Source organism: Litorimonas sp., assembly GCA_029936425.1.
GTDB lineage: Bacteria > Pseudomonadota > Alphaproteobacteria > Caulobacterales > Maricaulaceae > Litorimonas.
In genome coordinates this window covers 52,361-66,605 of the sequence record JAPYSU010000005.1, presented here as the reverse complement: position 1 = coordinate 66,605, position 14,245 = coordinate 52,361, and the positions used below count along the sequence as shown (strand labels likewise).

Annotated in this window: 15 protein-coding genes and 3 tRNA genes; all 18 read right to left on the bottom strand. The window is 48.7% G+C overall.

The genetic code is table 11. From position 1 onward, the window contains the following. Positions 1 to 31: 31 nt before the first annotated feature. Positions 32 to 337: an ETC complex I subunit gene (locus ACN0IC_RS06355; protein ID WP_416877929.1), complete on the bottom strand. Its 306-nt coding sequence runs from the start codon at positions 335 to 337 to the stop codon at positions 32 to 34. A 59-nt stretch (positions 338 to 396) separates the two neighbouring features. After that, entirely contained in the window at positions 397 to 2,340 is a 1,944-nt protein-coding gene (locus ACN0IC_RS06350; protein ID WP_416877928.1) for an ATP-binding protein, read from the bottom strand. An 85-nt stretch (positions 2,341 to 2,425) separates the two neighbouring features. After that, positions 2,426 to 2,502, bottom strand: a tRNA-Pro gene (locus ACN0IC_RS06345). A gap of 48 nt (positions 2,503 to 2,550) precedes the next feature. Then, positions 2,551 to 3,030, bottom strand: coding sequence for a DUF192 domain-containing protein (locus tag ACN0IC_RS06340; protein ID WP_416877927.1), 480 nt, complete (start codon positions 3,028 to 3,030; stop codon positions 2,551 to 2,553). Between the two features lie 72 nt (positions 3,031 to 3,102). Continuing rightward, a tRNA-Glu gene (locus tag ACN0IC_RS06335) sits at positions 3,103 to 3,177 on the bottom strand. A gap of 85 nt (positions 3,178 to 3,262) precedes the next feature. After that, on the bottom strand, positions 3,263 to 5,029 hold the full coding sequence (gene recJ, locus ACN0IC_RS06330; protein ID WP_416877926.1) for a single-stranded-DNA-specific exonuclease RecJ: 1,767 nt from the start codon (positions 5,027 to 5,029) through the stop codon (positions 3,263 to 3,265). Next, on the bottom strand, positions 5,029 to 5,982 hold the full coding sequence (glpX, locus tag ACN0IC_RS06325; protein WP_416877925.1) for a class II fructose-bisphosphatase: 954 nt from the start codon (positions 5,980 to 5,982) through the stop codon (positions 5,029 to 5,031). Before glpX ends, recJ begins: the two co-directional genes overlap by 1 nt. A gap of 60 nt (positions 5,983 to 6,042) precedes the next feature. After that, positions 6,043 to 7,248, bottom strand: a complete 1,206-nt coding sequence (locus ACN0IC_RS06320; protein WP_416877924.1) for an LL-diaminopimelate aminotransferase — start codon at positions 7,246 to 7,248, stop codon at positions 6,043 to 6,045. A gap of 9 nt (positions 7,249 to 7,257) precedes the next feature. Further along, the gene (locus ACN0IC_RS06315) at positions 7,258 to 7,620 is read right to left on the bottom strand and encodes a hypothetical protein (RefSeq protein WP_416877923.1); all 363 of its coding nucleotides are present in this window, start codon (positions 7,618 to 7,620) and stop codon (positions 7,258 to 7,260) included. Between the two features lie 79 nt (positions 7,621 to 7,699). Further along, entirely contained in the window at positions 7,700 to 8,746 is a 1,047-nt protein-coding gene (argC, locus tag ACN0IC_RS06310; protein WP_416877922.1) for an N-acetyl-gamma-glutamyl-phosphate reductase, read from the bottom strand. Positions 8,747 to 8,837: 91 nt separating this feature from the next. Continuing rightward, positions 8,838 to 9,338, bottom strand: coding sequence for a 30S ribosomal protein S9 (rpsI, locus tag ACN0IC_RS06305; RefSeq protein ID WP_416877921.1), 501 nt, complete (start codon positions 9,336 to 9,338; stop codon positions 8,838 to 8,840). Positions 9,339 to 9,342: 4 nt separating this feature from the next. Then, positions 9,343 to 9,813 (bottom strand): 50S ribosomal protein L13, encoded by a 471-nt coding sequence (gene rplM / locus ACN0IC_RS06300; protein WP_416877920.1) that lies wholly within the window; start codon positions 9,811 to 9,813, stop codon positions 9,343 to 9,345. A gap of 137 nt (positions 9,814 to 9,950) precedes the next feature. Next, positions 9,951 to 10,997 (bottom strand): COX15/CtaA family protein, encoded by a 1,047-nt coding sequence (locus tag ACN0IC_RS06295; RefSeq protein ID WP_416877919.1) that lies wholly within the window; start codon positions 10,995 to 10,997, stop codon positions 9,951 to 9,953. Between the two features lie 60 nt (positions 10,998 to 11,057). Beyond that, a tRNA-Pro gene (locus ACN0IC_RS06290) sits at positions 11,058 to 11,134 on the bottom strand. A gap of 62 nt (positions 11,135 to 11,196) precedes the next feature. Beyond that, positions 11,197 to 11,769 carry a MerR family transcriptional regulator gene (locus tag ACN0IC_RS06285; protein WP_416877918.1) on the bottom strand — a complete coding sequence of 191 codons (573 nt, stop codon included), beginning with the start codon at positions 11,767 to 11,769 and terminating at the stop codon, positions 11,197 to 11,199. Positions 11,770 to 11,807: 38 nt separating this feature from the next. Continuing rightward, positions 11,808 to 12,125, bottom strand: coding sequence for an integration host factor subunit alpha (locus ACN0IC_RS06280; RefSeq protein ID WP_416877917.1), 318 nt, complete (start codon positions 12,123 to 12,125; stop codon positions 11,808 to 11,810). A 106-nt stretch (positions 12,126 to 12,231) separates the two neighbouring features. After that, complete coding sequence (locus ACN0IC_RS06275; RefSeq protein ID WP_416877916.1) at positions 12,232 to 13,194, bottom strand: beta-ketoacyl-ACP synthase III; 963 nt, start codon at positions 13,192 to 13,194, stop codon at positions 12,232 to 12,234. Then, positions 13,191 to 14,243 (bottom strand): phosphate acyltransferase PlsX, encoded by a 1,053-nt coding sequence (gene plsX, locus ACN0IC_RS06270; protein ID WP_416877915.1) that lies wholly within the window; start codon positions 14,241 to 14,243, stop codon positions 13,191 to 13,193. Before plsX ends, ACN0IC_RS06275 begins: the two co-directional genes overlap by 4 nt. Between the last annotated feature and the right edge of the window lie 2 nt (positions 14,244 to 14,245).

The window sequence follows — 14,245 nt, the reverse complement described above, 5'->3', positions numbered from 1 at the left end:
CAATCTGCGGACTGTCTCTTAATCTGTAAGTTTAATGTGTCCAAGGCAATTTGCGATCATAGCTGAAATTATCAGCATAAGAACGCGGAATACGATCTGTTGGACGCGTATCAATGACGCGGTGCGGTATGTTGTTGTTCTTGGCGTATGTAATCGCTTCTTCTTTTGTCTCGAATTTCAACTCGACCTGAGAGCGTGGATCCACGGAGCGTTTATAACCTGTCAATGGGTCAATTAAAACAGACCCTTTTGTTTCAAAATCAAGCAACCAATGATGCGTTTTCGCCCGGCCGGAAGTCATGGCAGAGGGGTTTGGCTGATAAATCTTGGCAAACATGTTCACAAATCCGTTTTGAAACAACCATAGCGTCTTACCAGATCAAGACGCTCTGTAAATCATATATCCCGATTAAAGGCAGAGGTCAGCATAGATTTGACCTCTGAAAGACTTTGCGGTTTTGCTGTGGCCTTTTCCAGGATGCGCTGTCGTTCTATGGCGCTTAGTCCCTGACCCTGCCGAGGAGACTTTGGTATATTCGGTTGCGCCGGCGGGCTTGAGCGTGGCTGAGTGGGCTGTGCGGAATGAAATTGCGTCTTGCGCGGAGTATTAAAAGAAGGGTTTGACGGAGGATGCGATTGCACATTACCCGAATTCAGGCTTCTTGTCCGCCAGCGTTCATAAACGGTCTCCATAAAGGCTGGAGATGTCGCATCATACTGCCAAAGCTCTGTAAATTTAGCGCTGGAACTATGAGGCCGATATTCTGCTGTTAAATTATTCAGAATCACGCGCATGGGTAGATTAACGGATTCCCCGAAAACCATAGTTTCGGCTGTGCCGAGAGACGGTAGGAATGACAGCAACTCCGCTGCGCCGTCCGGGACAGCCGCTTTTACAAAATTCTGATCCACTTCGTTTGATAAACGCATTGAGAAAATAGTCGAGCATTGCGACAGAGTAGAAGGTTCTAGCTCAGAAGGCCGCTGAGAAATAATACCAAGGGAGACGCCATATTTCCTGCCTTCTTTCGCAATTCGTCCAATAATCCGTCTGGTCGAATGAAATCCGAGCGATTTGTCCCTAGGGATATATCTATGAGCTTCTTCACACACTAAGAGAATTGGAATTTTTCGTTCCGACCAGGTCGCAAGTTCAAAAGCCAATCGACTCACAACGCTGACAACAATATTTAAGGCCTCTGATGGAATACCGGAGAAGTCCAATATTGAAATAGGCTTATTGTTGACAGGTATACGGAAAATCCGACCGATTGTTTCTTCGATAGGTCTTGGAGATGCCTGATTTTTAAAGATAAATTTGTATCGCGGATCGGCAACGAGCGTCGCAATACGGCGTTTCAACCGCTTATACGGTGCAAGGTTAGAGTTGTTTTCAAGCTTACCCATATAATGATCAAGCAGCTTGGAGACATCTCTAATACGGTAAGGGACGGGACTATCGAGCGTGATGTGGGTCGCGCGTTGCAATTCTGACTCGATGTCATCCAACTTCACTTGAGAAGACACGTCATTGTTTCGCCGTGCCCGGTCAAACAGACGTTTTGCCTTTAGAATAACATCATGGAGGATTTCCTGCTCTTCCCTCGCCTGGTCTTCGATTTCACTGGTTAACAACTCTACGGTTTCAACAAAATCAAACATCCAGAGAGGAAGGTCCAGAGATTCGCCATCAATCACCTCTGCGCGGTCACCAAAACTTTTGGAATATTCATTATGAGGATCAAACAAGACAACATGTCCCTGAGGGCTCTGGTCTAATATAGCCTGAAGAACCAAAGCCACCGTGCAGGATTTACCGGACCCCGTTGAACCAATTATCGCAAAATGTTTGGAGAGAAGATCGTCCGTTCTGACTTTTGCAACAATCGTGTTATCCTGCTGCAGTCGTCCTACTTCTATGCAAGACGTATTTTCGCGCGCAAAAATAAGCTCCAAATCAGAGCGCGACATATTAAAAACCGGAGCATTCAAAACTGGAAAAGACCGGACGCCTCGAAAAAATTTCGTCTCACGCGTTGTTTGATTCGTCGTGATCTCGCCTAGTATGTTTAGAGTAGCCAAACACCCGTCATTCATGCCCTCTTCATCAGCAGAACCGATTTTTAGAGACGACACCATAGCGACAACGATAGAGTCACTTGTGAGAATTTTCAGGATTGTACCGATTTGAGCTTGATGAAGCTGGTTATTCCGAATCAAAGACTTATTGATTGAAATAAGCGCCGTAGCTGACCCCACTGTCATAATGCGGCCAATCTCCAGACGCTTATCCGTCTGTTCTGGCGCCGCCGACTGTACGGGCTGTGGTGATTGCAACATATTCACTCGTCTCCAAAGGCAGGAGAAGTGATAGCCCTATACCGTTAGGAAAAACTTACGATTGAAATGATTTATTGAAATACCGTGGTCGGGGCGGCAAGATTCGAACTTGCGACCCTCTGTTCCCAAAACAGATGCGCTACCAGGCTGCGCTACGCCCCGACATACGGTGAGGTGCCTATTAAAGCCGTTGCTGAAGATTTCAAGCGATTATGGTGCAGAATTTTGGAAAAATGCATGTTGGACGGTATCGCCCGGACGAATGCCTAATTCATTGGAACGCCCGCCCTTGAGTTCGACCACCGCGGCAACGACTGCTTCGGACGAAGCACTGCGTAATTTATATGGCTGAGCCATATGCTCAATCTTCAAAATCTCTCCGTTTGAACGGACAAATAGAATATCAAGCGGAATAGCCGTGTTTTTCATCCATATCGTTGCAAGCTTGGGCTCAGCAAACTCGAAGATCATTCCTGTGTCTTCGCCCATTTCTTCTCGAAACATCATACCACGAGCCTGTTGCTCAAGGGTTTTGGCTTCCTCGACTTGGAATTCATGCGTGCCTGATTCGGATTGAATTATGAGAGGAACCGGCGCTCCAAAATCCACGACGTCACCGCGGTTGGTCTGGGCGAAAGCACTTTCTATAGCAAAAAGAACGAGGGCAAAACTAAGGATAAAATTTTTCATGTATTTCCTTTATCCAAAAGGAAAGGAAACGAAAAGCGCTTTATCAGCGAAGATTAGTTAGGAAAAACTGATTGGCAGTCCCTAGGGGAATCGAACCCCTCTTTCCAGGTTGAAAACCTGGCGTCCTAACCGATAGACGAAGGGACCGCTTATCAGTGTGCGGGCGATATAGAAGTGAGCGCTAGAGGGTGCAAGTCATATTTTACAAAAAAGACACAGAGCACCAAAAAAATTACATATTCGCTCTAGCTGCATCAATAATATGAAAATCTGCCGAGATACGGCCACTCCATTCATTGCGTTGAACCTTGCCCGCCAAGTGCAGAGGATGGTTTTCGCTCGACAAAAGCATGTCAGCGAGGCCGGATTCGTCTGCTCTAAACGCTATAGCGCGCAGTGAGGTGCCATCACGACTTTTTGCGTTCACCCTGACATGGCCGCCGCGCAAAAGTTCAGAAAATGTTACAAGCATATCCGGCAAAACAAAAGCGGGAGTTGGATTACCAGCTCCGTAAGGCGCGACTTTTTCTAATACGTCCAATGTTTCTAAAGAGACGGCTCTGGGGTGAAGGACAGAGTCAATTTTTAGTGCTTTGTGGTCCTTGGCTTGAGCAAATGATTTGTTGAGCTCTGATGTCATGAAGTTAATAAAAGCCTCTATCTTATCGGGGTCGATCGTTAACCCTCCGGCCATTTCATGGCCTCCGCCAGAGAGTAAAAGCCCTTCTTCTCTGGCTTTAGACAATGCTTTTCCAAGATTAACCCCTTTAATGGATCGCCCGGAGCCTTTCCCGACTCCATTGGAATCGATCCCGATTACAATTGCCGGCTTATCGAGCCGGTCTTTGATTCGCCCTGCCACAATCCCAATAATACCGGCGTGCCAATCCTTCATTGAAACAATTAGAATCGGAGAATCCTCTGAGAGCTTGAGGGCTTCATCCATCGCTTCTGTTTGTATCCGTGTTTGTATGGCGCGGCGTTCTGTATTTACCCGGTCAAGTTCAGCGGCATGTGAATAGGCGATTTGCGCATTCTCGGTGGAAAGCATTTCCGCCCCCATGAACGAGACACCAATCCGGCCACCAGCATTTATTCTAGGACCAAAGCCAAAGCCGGCATCTGAAGTCGTAAAAGGAGCCGAAAGTTTTGCAATATCTGCGAGCGCTTCAATGCCGGGATCTTTTTTTCGGGATAATACTTTCAAACCTTGGGCGACAATGGCTCTGTTTAGCCCGGTAAGAGGGACTACATCGCAAATCGTCCCCAATGCGGCGAGCCCCAAAAGATCAAGCGGTTTTGTTTTTGGAGAAAGTCCACGTCGCTTTGCCTCTCGGTTTAAGGCAACAACGGTCAGAAAACAAACCCCGGCCGCCGCTAGATGTCCTAAACCGGACGTGTCGTCAGCGCGATTCGGATTGATGACGGCCAGCGCGTCCGGAATCTTATTCCCCATCAAATGGTGATCAATGACAATAATATCCAGGCCGATTTCGCTGGCATGCTCTAAAGCCTCGGTCGCGGCGGCGCCGCAATCTACTGTGATGACCAAATCAGTTCCATGGGTCTTGAGTTGCTCGAAAGCCTGGGCAGATGGACCATATCCCTCTAATAGTCGATCCGGAACATATAGCTCCCATTCCTGTCCAATCCCCCTGGCCCACCTTAAGAGCTGCGCAGCAGAGGTAGCACCATCGACATCATAGTCCGCAAAAACACAAATTTTTTGATTTTGATCGATGGCAGCAAAAATAGCTGCGATGGCCTTATCCATATCCGCAAGCGCAGACGGATCAGGCATAGCCTTTTTGAGGCGGGGGTTTAGGAAGTCATCGACCTTCTCGGAGGTGACATCTCTCCCCGCCAATAATTGCGCGGTTAAAGGCAAAATGTCAGAGCGTAAAAGCATAGCTTCTACGTCACTTTGCTCAGCGCGGCTGATCCATTTCCTGCCCTTTACAGAGCTTTCAACGCCTAAAAGCGGGCTGTGCCCGGACATTAAACGGGTCGGAAAGAACGGAGTTTTTGAACTGCCTTGTCAACGGAATTCATTACGAGCGTATGTGTGTGAACGCGGCCGTTTGAAATTTTGACGCCGTCTAAAAGCGAGCCCTGCGTTACGCCTGTGGCGGAAAAAATAGTCGGCCCGGAAGCGAGCCCTAACAGGTCGTATTTTGTTTCCAGATTATCAATTCCCACACGGCGGGCGCGAGCGACTTCGTCGTCATTCCGGAAGTGTAGGCGTCCCTGCATTTGACCCCCGACGCAGCGCAAGGCGGCGGCGGCTAATACGCCCTCAGGCGCTCCGCCCTGCCCGATATACATATCAATCTGGGTTTCAGAATCGGTTGTCGCAATCACGCCTTGAACGTCCCCATCACTGATTAAGCTGACCTTGGCATCCATATTGCGAAGCGAATCAATAATTTTGCCGTGACGCGCCCGATCGAGAACGCAAACCGTAATATCTTTCGGACTGACGCCTTTAGCCTTCGCCAGAGCTTTCACGTTATCCTCAACGCTTTTATCCAAATCGACTAATCCAGCCTCATATCCAGGGCCAATTGCGATTTTATCCATATAAGTGTCCGGCGCATATAGAAGGCCGCCACGAGGCGCAAACGCCATGACAGCGAGGGCATTTGCCATATTTTTTGCGGTTAGCGTCGTTCCTTCCAGTGGATCAAGCGCGATATCAACTTCAGCCCCCTTCCCCAAACCGACTTCTTCACCGATATAAAGCATTGGCGCTTCATCACGCTCACCTTCGCCGATCACAACACGCCCTTTGATTTCCATCGCGTTCAAATCGGTGCGCATGGCATCTACTGCGGCTTGGTCTGCAGCTTTTTCATCTCCGCGCCCGGCCAGCTTCGAGGCAGCAATAGCCGCTTTTTCGGTCACCAGAGCCGCCCTGAGAGCTAATCCAGCATTAAATCCAACTTTTGACATTTCTGTCCCTTTTTCAAATCATGGGTCGCGTTTTGATAACACAGCTAAAACGGTTAGTAATTATTCAGCGGCTAATTCTCTGTGGGTCGAGAGAAATTGTTTCACATTTCGCGCGGCCTGTCGGATGCGCTGCTCATTCTCAACCAAAGCAATTCGGACAAAGCCTTCGCCATTCTCTCCGAACCCGTTGCCAGGGGCCACAGCCACACCGGCCTCTTTCATAAGCAGTTTGCAGAAATCGACAGACTTCATGTCCTCAAACCCTTTAGGCAGCGGCGTCCAGGCAAACATCGACGCTTCCGGGGACGGAATATCCCAGCCTGCACGAGCGAAGCTGTCTATAAGAACGTCACGTCTGTATTTATAAATTTCGCGAGCGCTATGAACGCATTCTTGCGGACCGTCGAGCGCAGCGCAGGCCGCCACCTGAATTGGCGTAAACGCACCGTAGTCCAAATAGGATTTCACCCGGGCTAGCGCGGCGATTAATCGCTCTGATCCGACAGCAAACCCGATTCGCCACCCCGCCATGGAATAGGTCTTGGACATTGAGGTGGTTTCAATTGCGAGGATATCTTCTTTGGCACCCGGCACTTGAAAAATAGACGGCGGGGCCTTCCCAAAGTAGATCTCGGAATAAGCCAAATCGGACAGAATTATAATATCGTTGGCTTTCGCTATCTCAACAATTTCTTCGTAAAAACTCAAATCCGCCACATGTCCCGTAGGATTGGAGGGAAAGCACACGACAATGGCCATAGGCGGCTTTTCCGCCTTGACCAGAGCTTCCTTTACACCTGCCAAATATTCGTATGCAGTAATCGCGGGAATGCCCTGTATCTTGGCCCCCGCAATCACGAATCCATAAGCGTGCAAGGGGTAGGAAGGATCGGGAGCATAAATTATGTCGCCTGGCGCTGTGATCGCTTGCGCCAAATTGGCAAAGCCTTCTTTTGAACCGATCGTCGCAACAACTTCAGTTTCGGGGTCAAGACTGACATCAAACCGACGCTTGTAGTAACGTGCGCAAGCTTGCCTGAGCCCCTTAATGCCACGCGAGGCGGAGTAACCCGTCGTCTTCGGCTTCTGCACAGTCTCAACCAGTTTATCAATCACATGTTGAGGCGTTGGAAGGTCAGGATTACCAAACCCAAAGTCAATAATATCCATGCCACCGGCGCGAAGCTCAGCCTTGAGCTTATTGACCTCCGCAAAAACATAAGGCGGAAGGCGTTGGATACGATAAAAGTCTTTGGTTTCGATCACGGATTTGTCCTATTGGGGATCGTCGGCCTTGTAAGCCTGAGCCTGATTTTTCAACTCTTGGAAATTTTCTTTCAGTTCTTCTTCAGATGGCTGTTCGTACACTTTTTCAGGGACAGAAAACCCATCCCGGACTTCCATCAGACTTGTTGCGGACATATCCCAATCTGCATCTGAGCGAACATCTGTCGGCACATCTGGGGCTTCGTTAACGGAAGGGATGGATGAATCAATATTCTGGATATCTTCATCAAAAGCCGAACCGCCCATCAAATCAATCTTCGGGGCCTTGATAGAGCTACAAGCAGTTAGCCCTACAATGCCGATAAGTATCGAAGAATATATTTTTAAAGTATGAAAAAAACTGGGTGGCACGGGCGCTCCTTAGCTCATCGAATATCTACAATTCGATATGGGCGGCTTTCAGTCTGACGTCATCTAAATTATGACTCATTTACGGGAAAAAACCAACCATGTCCAAGCCAAGGGCTTCGTCCCAGCCTTGCGACAGATTATAGTTTTGTATGGCTTGTCCGGAAGACCCTTTGGTCAAATTATCTATCACTGCTATGACAATAGCCGTATCGGAGGTTCGATCATCAAACACATTTATATGGCAGCGATTTGATCCGCGGACATGACGCGTTTGAGGCACTTCGCCTTCAGGTAGGAGCGACACAAATTTAGAGTCCTTGTAGGCCGATTTTAACGACGCCCTCAAATCACTGACAGAATTTCCGCTCTTTAACCTTACGACTGTGGTCGTAATCATGCCGCGATTCATAGGAACCAAGTGCGGCGTGAGGCTAACTTGACTCTCTTGTCCGCTGACGCGTTTGATAATCTGATCAATTTCCGGCGCATGCCTATGATTGCCCACGCCGTAAGCATGAGCACCTTCCGCCAGTTCTGTATAACTCAGCCCCAGCGAGGCCTTGCGCCCTGCCCCTGTCACACCCGTGATTGCGGAAACAGGCAAAGAATCCGACTCGATAAGGTCATCTTTCAAAAGTGGCAATAAAGGCAAAAGGGTGCAGGTCGGAAAACAGCCCGGGCAAGCGATTAGCTTTGAGCCGGGAAGTTGCTCTCCGGCCCATTCACTCAGCCCGTAAATAGCCTGTTCCAAGATATCCGTAAAGTCGTGCGAACGACCATATGTTTTGGCATAAAGCTTTGGATCTCGCAGTCTGAAATCAGCGGATAGATCCACCACAGTTTCTACATGAGGAAGAATTTCAGCAATTGTTTCCTGACTGGCGCCATGAGGCAAACAAGCAAATGCCACGTCAATATCGTCCCAACTCACATCTTTCCAATCTTGTAAATCAGGTAAATCCAAATGAGCAATATTACCAAAAACATCTCCGGCACGTTCTCCGGCGCGGCTATGCCCGGTCAGGGCGGTGATCTTTAGTAACGGATGATGTTGCAAGAGGCGGATAAGCTCGACGCCCGTATATCCCGACGCACCGAGAACAGCCACATTTTTGATATTCGACATAATTGCATCCCATAAAAAAAAGCGCTCCGGTCTCCCGAAGCGCTTAAAACATTGCGATGATTCGCTTTGTAAGGTCTTAATAAGCTGATGCTTAGCGCTTGGAGAACTGGAAGCTCTTACGGGCTTTCGCTCGGCCGTATTTCTTACGCTCAACAACACGTGAGTCGCGTGTGATGAATCCGGCTGCTTTCAGCGGACGACGCAAAGCTGGCTCATAATAGGTCAACGCTTTGGTGATACCGTGACGCACGGCACCGGCCTGACCGGAAAGGCCGCCGCCTTTAACGGTTGCGACAACATCATATGAATCCACACGATCAGCAACTTCAAAAGCCTGATGGATAACAAGACGCAGAACCGGACGTGCGAAGTAAACTTCTTGGTCGCGGCCATTGACGGTTACTTTACCACTACCTGGTTTAATCCAGACGCGGGCAATGGAATTCTTCCGTTTGCCGGTCGCATAAGAGCGGCCATGCTCGTCAATTTTCGGTTCAGGCAAGGCAGAAGTGTCTACTGCAGCAGCGGCATCGCCACCGGCTGTGCCGTCCATGACGTTTTTCAGATCGGCAAGTGTTTGGGTCTCAGCCATGGTCTTAGGCTCCCTTCACGTTTTTAGGGCTCATGGACGCAAAGTCGATGATTTCGGGTTCCTGAGCTGTATGGGGATGGTCCGAGCCGGCGTAAACGCGCAGATTGGACAATTGTTTACGGGCTAGCGGGCTCTCTTTTGGCAGCATACGCTGAACTGCTTTACGCATGATGCGATCCGGGAAACGTCCGTCTAGAATCTTATCCGCTGTACGCTCTTTCAAGCCGCCGGGATGCCCGGTGTGCCAATAATATTTCTTATCTCTACGTTTGTTTCCTGTGAAAGCCACCTTTTCCGCGTTGATGATGATGACATTGTCACCACAATCCATGTGGGGTGTGTAATCAGGGCGATGTTTACCGCGCAGACGCATGGCAATAAATGTAGCCAGGCGACCGACAACAGCATTTTCCGCATCTATGAGAATCCATTTCTTCTCAATATCAGCAGTTTTCAAAAACTGGGTCGTTTTCATAATATCCTCTTTGTTCGACAAGACAGACCTGCCGTCTAGGGGCGTTTCACTACTGGAGGCTATACAAGTCGTCAACAAGATAGTTCATAGACCTCGCTCAAAATAACCATGCAAAACAATATGTTAGAAAAACGGTATTATAATACCGTAACATTTCTACTGCTTCTCCACACCCATAAGGCGCAAAGAAAGACCAGAACAGAGCTAAACTGATGCAGCAGGGATAAATTTAGAGGCGCAACAGACAATAAGGTCCATATACCCAAGCAGACCTGCCAAATTAAAAGTGCTGTAAAAACTATCAAGGCCCCAATACGGGCTTTTTGACGGACAGCAGATACCCATAAACAAACCAGTGTGGCCAGAATGATGTAAGCTAAAGTCCGGTGATTAAATTGAATTGCCGCTGTGTTCTCAAATATATTGCGCCAAAACGGGGACATCATACCATAGCCTTCTGGAACAAATTTTCCGTCCATTAAGGGCCAGCTATTGTAGGTTTTCCCGGATTGCGTTCCCGCCACAAAAGCTCCGGCCAGTACCTGTAAATAAACCAGACCAACGGTAAGAGCAGCCAAAGGGGAATATAATGAAGTTTCACCGGTAAAAGATAAAGAAGAGCGCGGACGTTCAATTTGTCCCCTGAACAACCAGAACAAAATTCCGAGGATAAGAAACGCCATACCTAGATGGATTGCCAATCTGTATTGGCTCACAGAGACCATGCCTTCTTGCAATCCGCTATGGACCATCCACCATCCAATCGCGCCCTGTAGACCAATAAGGAGAAGCACGGCCAAATATCCCAATTTGGACTCTTTGGGTACTTTTCGTTTTAAGAGAAAGTAGAAAAACGGTAAGGCATAAATGACCCCAACCAAACGACCGAGTTGTCTGTGGCTCCATTCCCAGAAATAGATGAACTTGAAACCGGCCAAATCCATGTCGGGGTGTTCCGCTGTAAATTCCGGAATTTTCTTATATTTTTCGAACTCGGCAATCCATTGCGCTTCAGATAAAGGCGGAAGTGCTCCGCGGATCGGGGCCCATTCTGTAATAGAGAGACCTGAATTCGTCAGACGCGTGGCTCCGCCGATAACGATTATAGCCGTCACAAGCAGGATCATGACAAAAAGCCAAATCGCAATGGAACGGTGCTGGGTTTTCACTGACATACGGGACATATAAAACCGCCCGAATAGGATTACTCTGCGACAAATTCACAGTTGGCAAAACGACAAAGATGGTCGGAGTAGCAGGATTTGAACCTGCGACCCCTAAGCCCCCAGCTTAGTGCGCTACCGGACTGCGCTATACTCCGACGATCTTTGATGAGCGCGCATATAGTCTGCCATATAGAGTTTGGCAACAGGCCAATACGGCTCAATTCCCCTGCGGCAGGAAAGTGGACCACCTGTTTTTAAGTGTTTGGAGGCGGTTTAGGGCGTCCTCAAGATCCTCACGGCGCTGCAAAATCTCTCCTTTGGTCAAACGTGAGGTCTCAGAGGAAGAATGCGTTTCAGGTTTAGGGCTTTCATCGGAAATGGGTTGCGACACCGACGTATTACTCTGGTCCGGCGGAATCCGAACGGGATCAGAGTCATCACTTTGGTTAGGTTTCTGAATTCGCTCCGGGACCAGAACAGTATCTTCGACTTTTTTCTGCCGTGATGCTTTTTGAACAGATTGACCTAATTCCAGAACTCGCCCGGGGCCTTTGAGCCGAATAAGTTTCTGAACATCTTTGATGGGATGACCTTCGTCATGAAGGAGAATCTTTATACCCCGCAAAAATTCGATATCCTCAGGGCGGTAGAAGCGACGTCCGCCCCCTCGTTTTATTGGCTTTATCTGAGAAAACTTGGATTCCCAGAAACGTAGGACATGAGGCTGAAGGTCGAGTTCTTCACCCGCTTCACTGATTGTTCTGAATGCCCTAGTGGTTTTGGCTTGCATTACTTATGACCGAATCGTTTGTATCGAAAGTCAGTCTATCACTTTTTTGGGCTCAATGACGAATCGACACGCTCTCGTAGAACTTGTGACGGTTTAAAAACCAATACACGGCGGGAAGTTATAGGCACTTCCTCACCTGTTTTGGGATTCCGTCCAATACGTTCTTTCTTATCTCTAAGAGAAAAAGTGCCAAATCCAGCCAGTTTTACATGTTCGCCCTTTAACAGGGCGTCACAAATATAATTTATAACAGATTCAACTAGTTCTGCACTTTCCGAACGGGACAGCCCAATTTCCCGATAGACCGCTTCGGCCAAATCGGCGCGCGTGACTGTTCCTGGATTTTGGGTGTCCATTACCATAACCCCTTAAAGCAAATCCGCCCCCCGCGGTGCAAGCAAAATATTGAAAAAGCCTTTATATTCAGACGGTTTATTCCATTTTAACTCTAGCTGGCCCCAATTAATAACGTAAAAGAGCTGCGCCCCAGGTAAATCCGCCGCCGAACGCCTCCAGCATAACCAAATCTCCGCGCTGGATACGACCGTCTTGAACGGCGCTCAGCATCGCCAGCGGAACCGAAGCCGCCGAGGTGTTCGCGTGAAGGGCAACTGTTGAAATAACCTGTGAAGGTTCAATCTTAAGTTTTTTGGCAACACCGTTCAGGATTCGTTGATTGGCTTGGTGCGGAACGAACCAGTCAATATCGGATATAGGCACGCCGGCTTTATCTGCGCAGGACTTCATCGCATCTGCAATTTCGGTCACCGCATGTTTGAAAACCTGGTTTCCCAGCATACGCAGCTTACCCACGGTCTGGGTTTTGGAGGGTCCGCCGTCAACGTAGAGCATATCGCGGTATCGACCATCCGAGCGGATAAAGTGATCGAGTATACCGTGATTAGTCCCCTCCTCTCCCTGAAAAATCATAGCGCCTGCTCCGTCTCCAAACAGAACACAGGTCGAGCGGTCTTCCCAATCCAAAATACGAGAGAAAGTTTCCGCCCCGATCAAAAGAACGGTATTTGCAGCCCCGGATCGTATCATCGCATCAACGACGCTCACTCCGTAAAGAAATCCGCTGCACACCGCCTGAAGGTCAAAGGCCGCGCCGTGATTCATTTCAAGTCGCTCTTGAATTATCGTCGCCGTCGAAGGAAAGGTATAGTCAGGTGTAGATGTTGCAACAACGATCAAATCCAAATCTGAAGCCCCAATGCCCGCATCTTCGAGAGCTTTGAGAGCGGCTTGATACCCTAGGTCAGAGGTCGTTTGTCCTTCCGCAGCGATATGTCTCTGCTGAATTCCAGTTCGTTCACGAATCCATTCATCACTTGTTTCCAGGGCCTCATCCAGATCCGCATTTTTGAGAACATGATCGGGAAGATACCCCCCAATCCCTTTAAGTACGGCACGCCGGGTCATTTAATAAATCCAATATTGTCGTCTTCGTCATGGAGGCGCTCGACCTCACGTTCGATTTCTTCCAAGAAGTTGCTTTCCGCCAATCCGATAGCCACATTCAGAGCATTCGCGTAACCAATTTTATCGGTACCGCCATGACTTTTGATCACGATACCGTTCAGTCCTAGAAAGACACCGCCATTCACGCTACGCGGGTCTATTTGTTTTTTTAGTTTGATCAGGGCTACAGCATTCAACATAGTTGTAAATTTTGACCAGGGATTACCCTGAAGGGCTTCATTGAACAACTTTCCGATGAGTTTAGCGGTTCCTTCAGCCGTTTTCAGAGCCACATTTCCGGTGAAGCCATCCGTCACAACGACGTCAGTATTTCCGAAAGAAATATCATTGCCCTCAACATAGCCCTGATAGTTCAGTCCAATATCACTTTCGGACAATCGGTCATGAGCAGCTTTTATTACGGCATGGCCTTTTTGATCTTCAGTACCGACATTCAAAAGGCCAATTGAAGGCTGCTCTTTTTTGAAAAGCGCCCTATAAAAAGCGTCGCCTAAAACCGCAAATTCAGCAAGCTGCGACGCAGTCGCTTCGACATTGGCGCCCACATCCAGAACGACGCTGATGCCCTCCGGTCGAGGCCAGTTTGCCGCCAGAGCCGGTCGTTGTATTCCGTGCATACGGCGCAATTGCAACATGGACATGGCCATTAAAGCCCCTGTGTTTCCTGCGGACAGGACGGTATTGGCTCGCCCTTCCTTGACAGCAAGTATGGCGTTCCACATGCTCGTACCTTTGCCTTTACGAAGGGCTTGCGAGGGTTTTTCATCCATAGAAATTTCGGTGGGGCTGTGGCAGATCTCTGATCGTTCACGGGTCAGTGCGTTTTTTTTGAGCAGCTTCTCCAGTCGCCGCTGATCCCCATGCAGCAGAAAACGCGCACGGCGACCTTTTCCCGCATGCTTCAAAAAATATTCGATGCCTTCGATGACTATCTCAGGGGCATCATCGCCTCCCATGGCATCAATTGAAACTATCAGACCGTCTAGCATAA

What these genes read in the sequence shown, in the direction of transcription:
- ACN0IC_RS06285 (WP_416877918.1), bottom strand. Translation starts at nt 11,769, where the DNA reads ATGCAAGCCAAAACCACTAGGGCATTCAGAACAATCAGTGAAGCGGGT.
- ACN0IC_RS06275 (WP_416877916.1), bottom strand. Translation starts at nt 13,194, where the DNA reads ATGACCCGGCGTGCCGTACTTAAAGGGATTGGGGGGTATCTTCCCGAT.
- rplM (WP_416877920.1), bottom strand. Translation starts at nt 9,813, where the DNA reads ATGAAAACGACCCAGTTTTTGAAAACTGCTGATATTGAGAAGAAATGG.
- rpsI (WP_416877921.1), bottom strand. Translation starts at nt 9,338, where the DNA reads ATGGCTGAGACCCAAACACTTGCCGATCTGAAAAACGTCATGGACGGC.
- plsX (WP_416877915.1), bottom strand. Translation starts at nt 14,243, where the DNA reads ATGCTAGACGGTCTGATAGTTTCAATTGATGCCATGGGAGGCGATGAT.
- ACN0IC_RS06280 (WP_416877917.1), bottom strand. Translation starts at nt 12,125, where the DNA reads ATGGACACCCAAAATCCAGGAACAGTCACGCGCGCCGATTTGGCCGAA.
- argC (WP_416877922.1), bottom strand. Translation starts at nt 8,746, where the DNA reads ATGTCGAATATCAAAAATGTGGCTGTTCTCGGTGCGTCGGGATATACG.
- ACN0IC_RS06340 (WP_416877927.1), bottom strand. Translation starts at nt 3,030, where the DNA reads ATGAAAAATTTTATCCTTAGTTTTGCCCTCGTTCTTTTTGCTATAGAA.
- recJ (WP_416877926.1), bottom strand. Translation starts at nt 5,029, where the DNA reads ATGTCCGGGCACAGCCCGCTTTTAGGCGTTGAAAGCTCTGTAAAGGGC.
- glpX (WP_416877925.1), bottom strand. Translation starts at nt 5,982, where the DNA reads ATGTCAAAAGTTGGATTTAATGCTGGATTAGCTCTCAGGGCGGCTCTG.
- ACN0IC_RS06295 (WP_416877919.1), bottom strand. Translation starts at nt 10,997, where the DNA reads ATGTCCCGTATGTCAGTGAAAACCCAGCACCGTTCCATTGCGATTTGG.
- ACN0IC_RS06350 (WP_416877928.1), bottom strand. Translation starts at nt 2,340, where the DNA reads ATGTTGCAATCACCACAGCCCGTACAGTCGGCGGCGCCAGAACAGACG.
- ACN0IC_RS06355 (WP_416877929.1), bottom strand. Translation starts at nt 337, where the DNA reads ATGTTTGCCAAGATTTATCAGCCAAACCCCTCTGCCATGACTTCCGGC.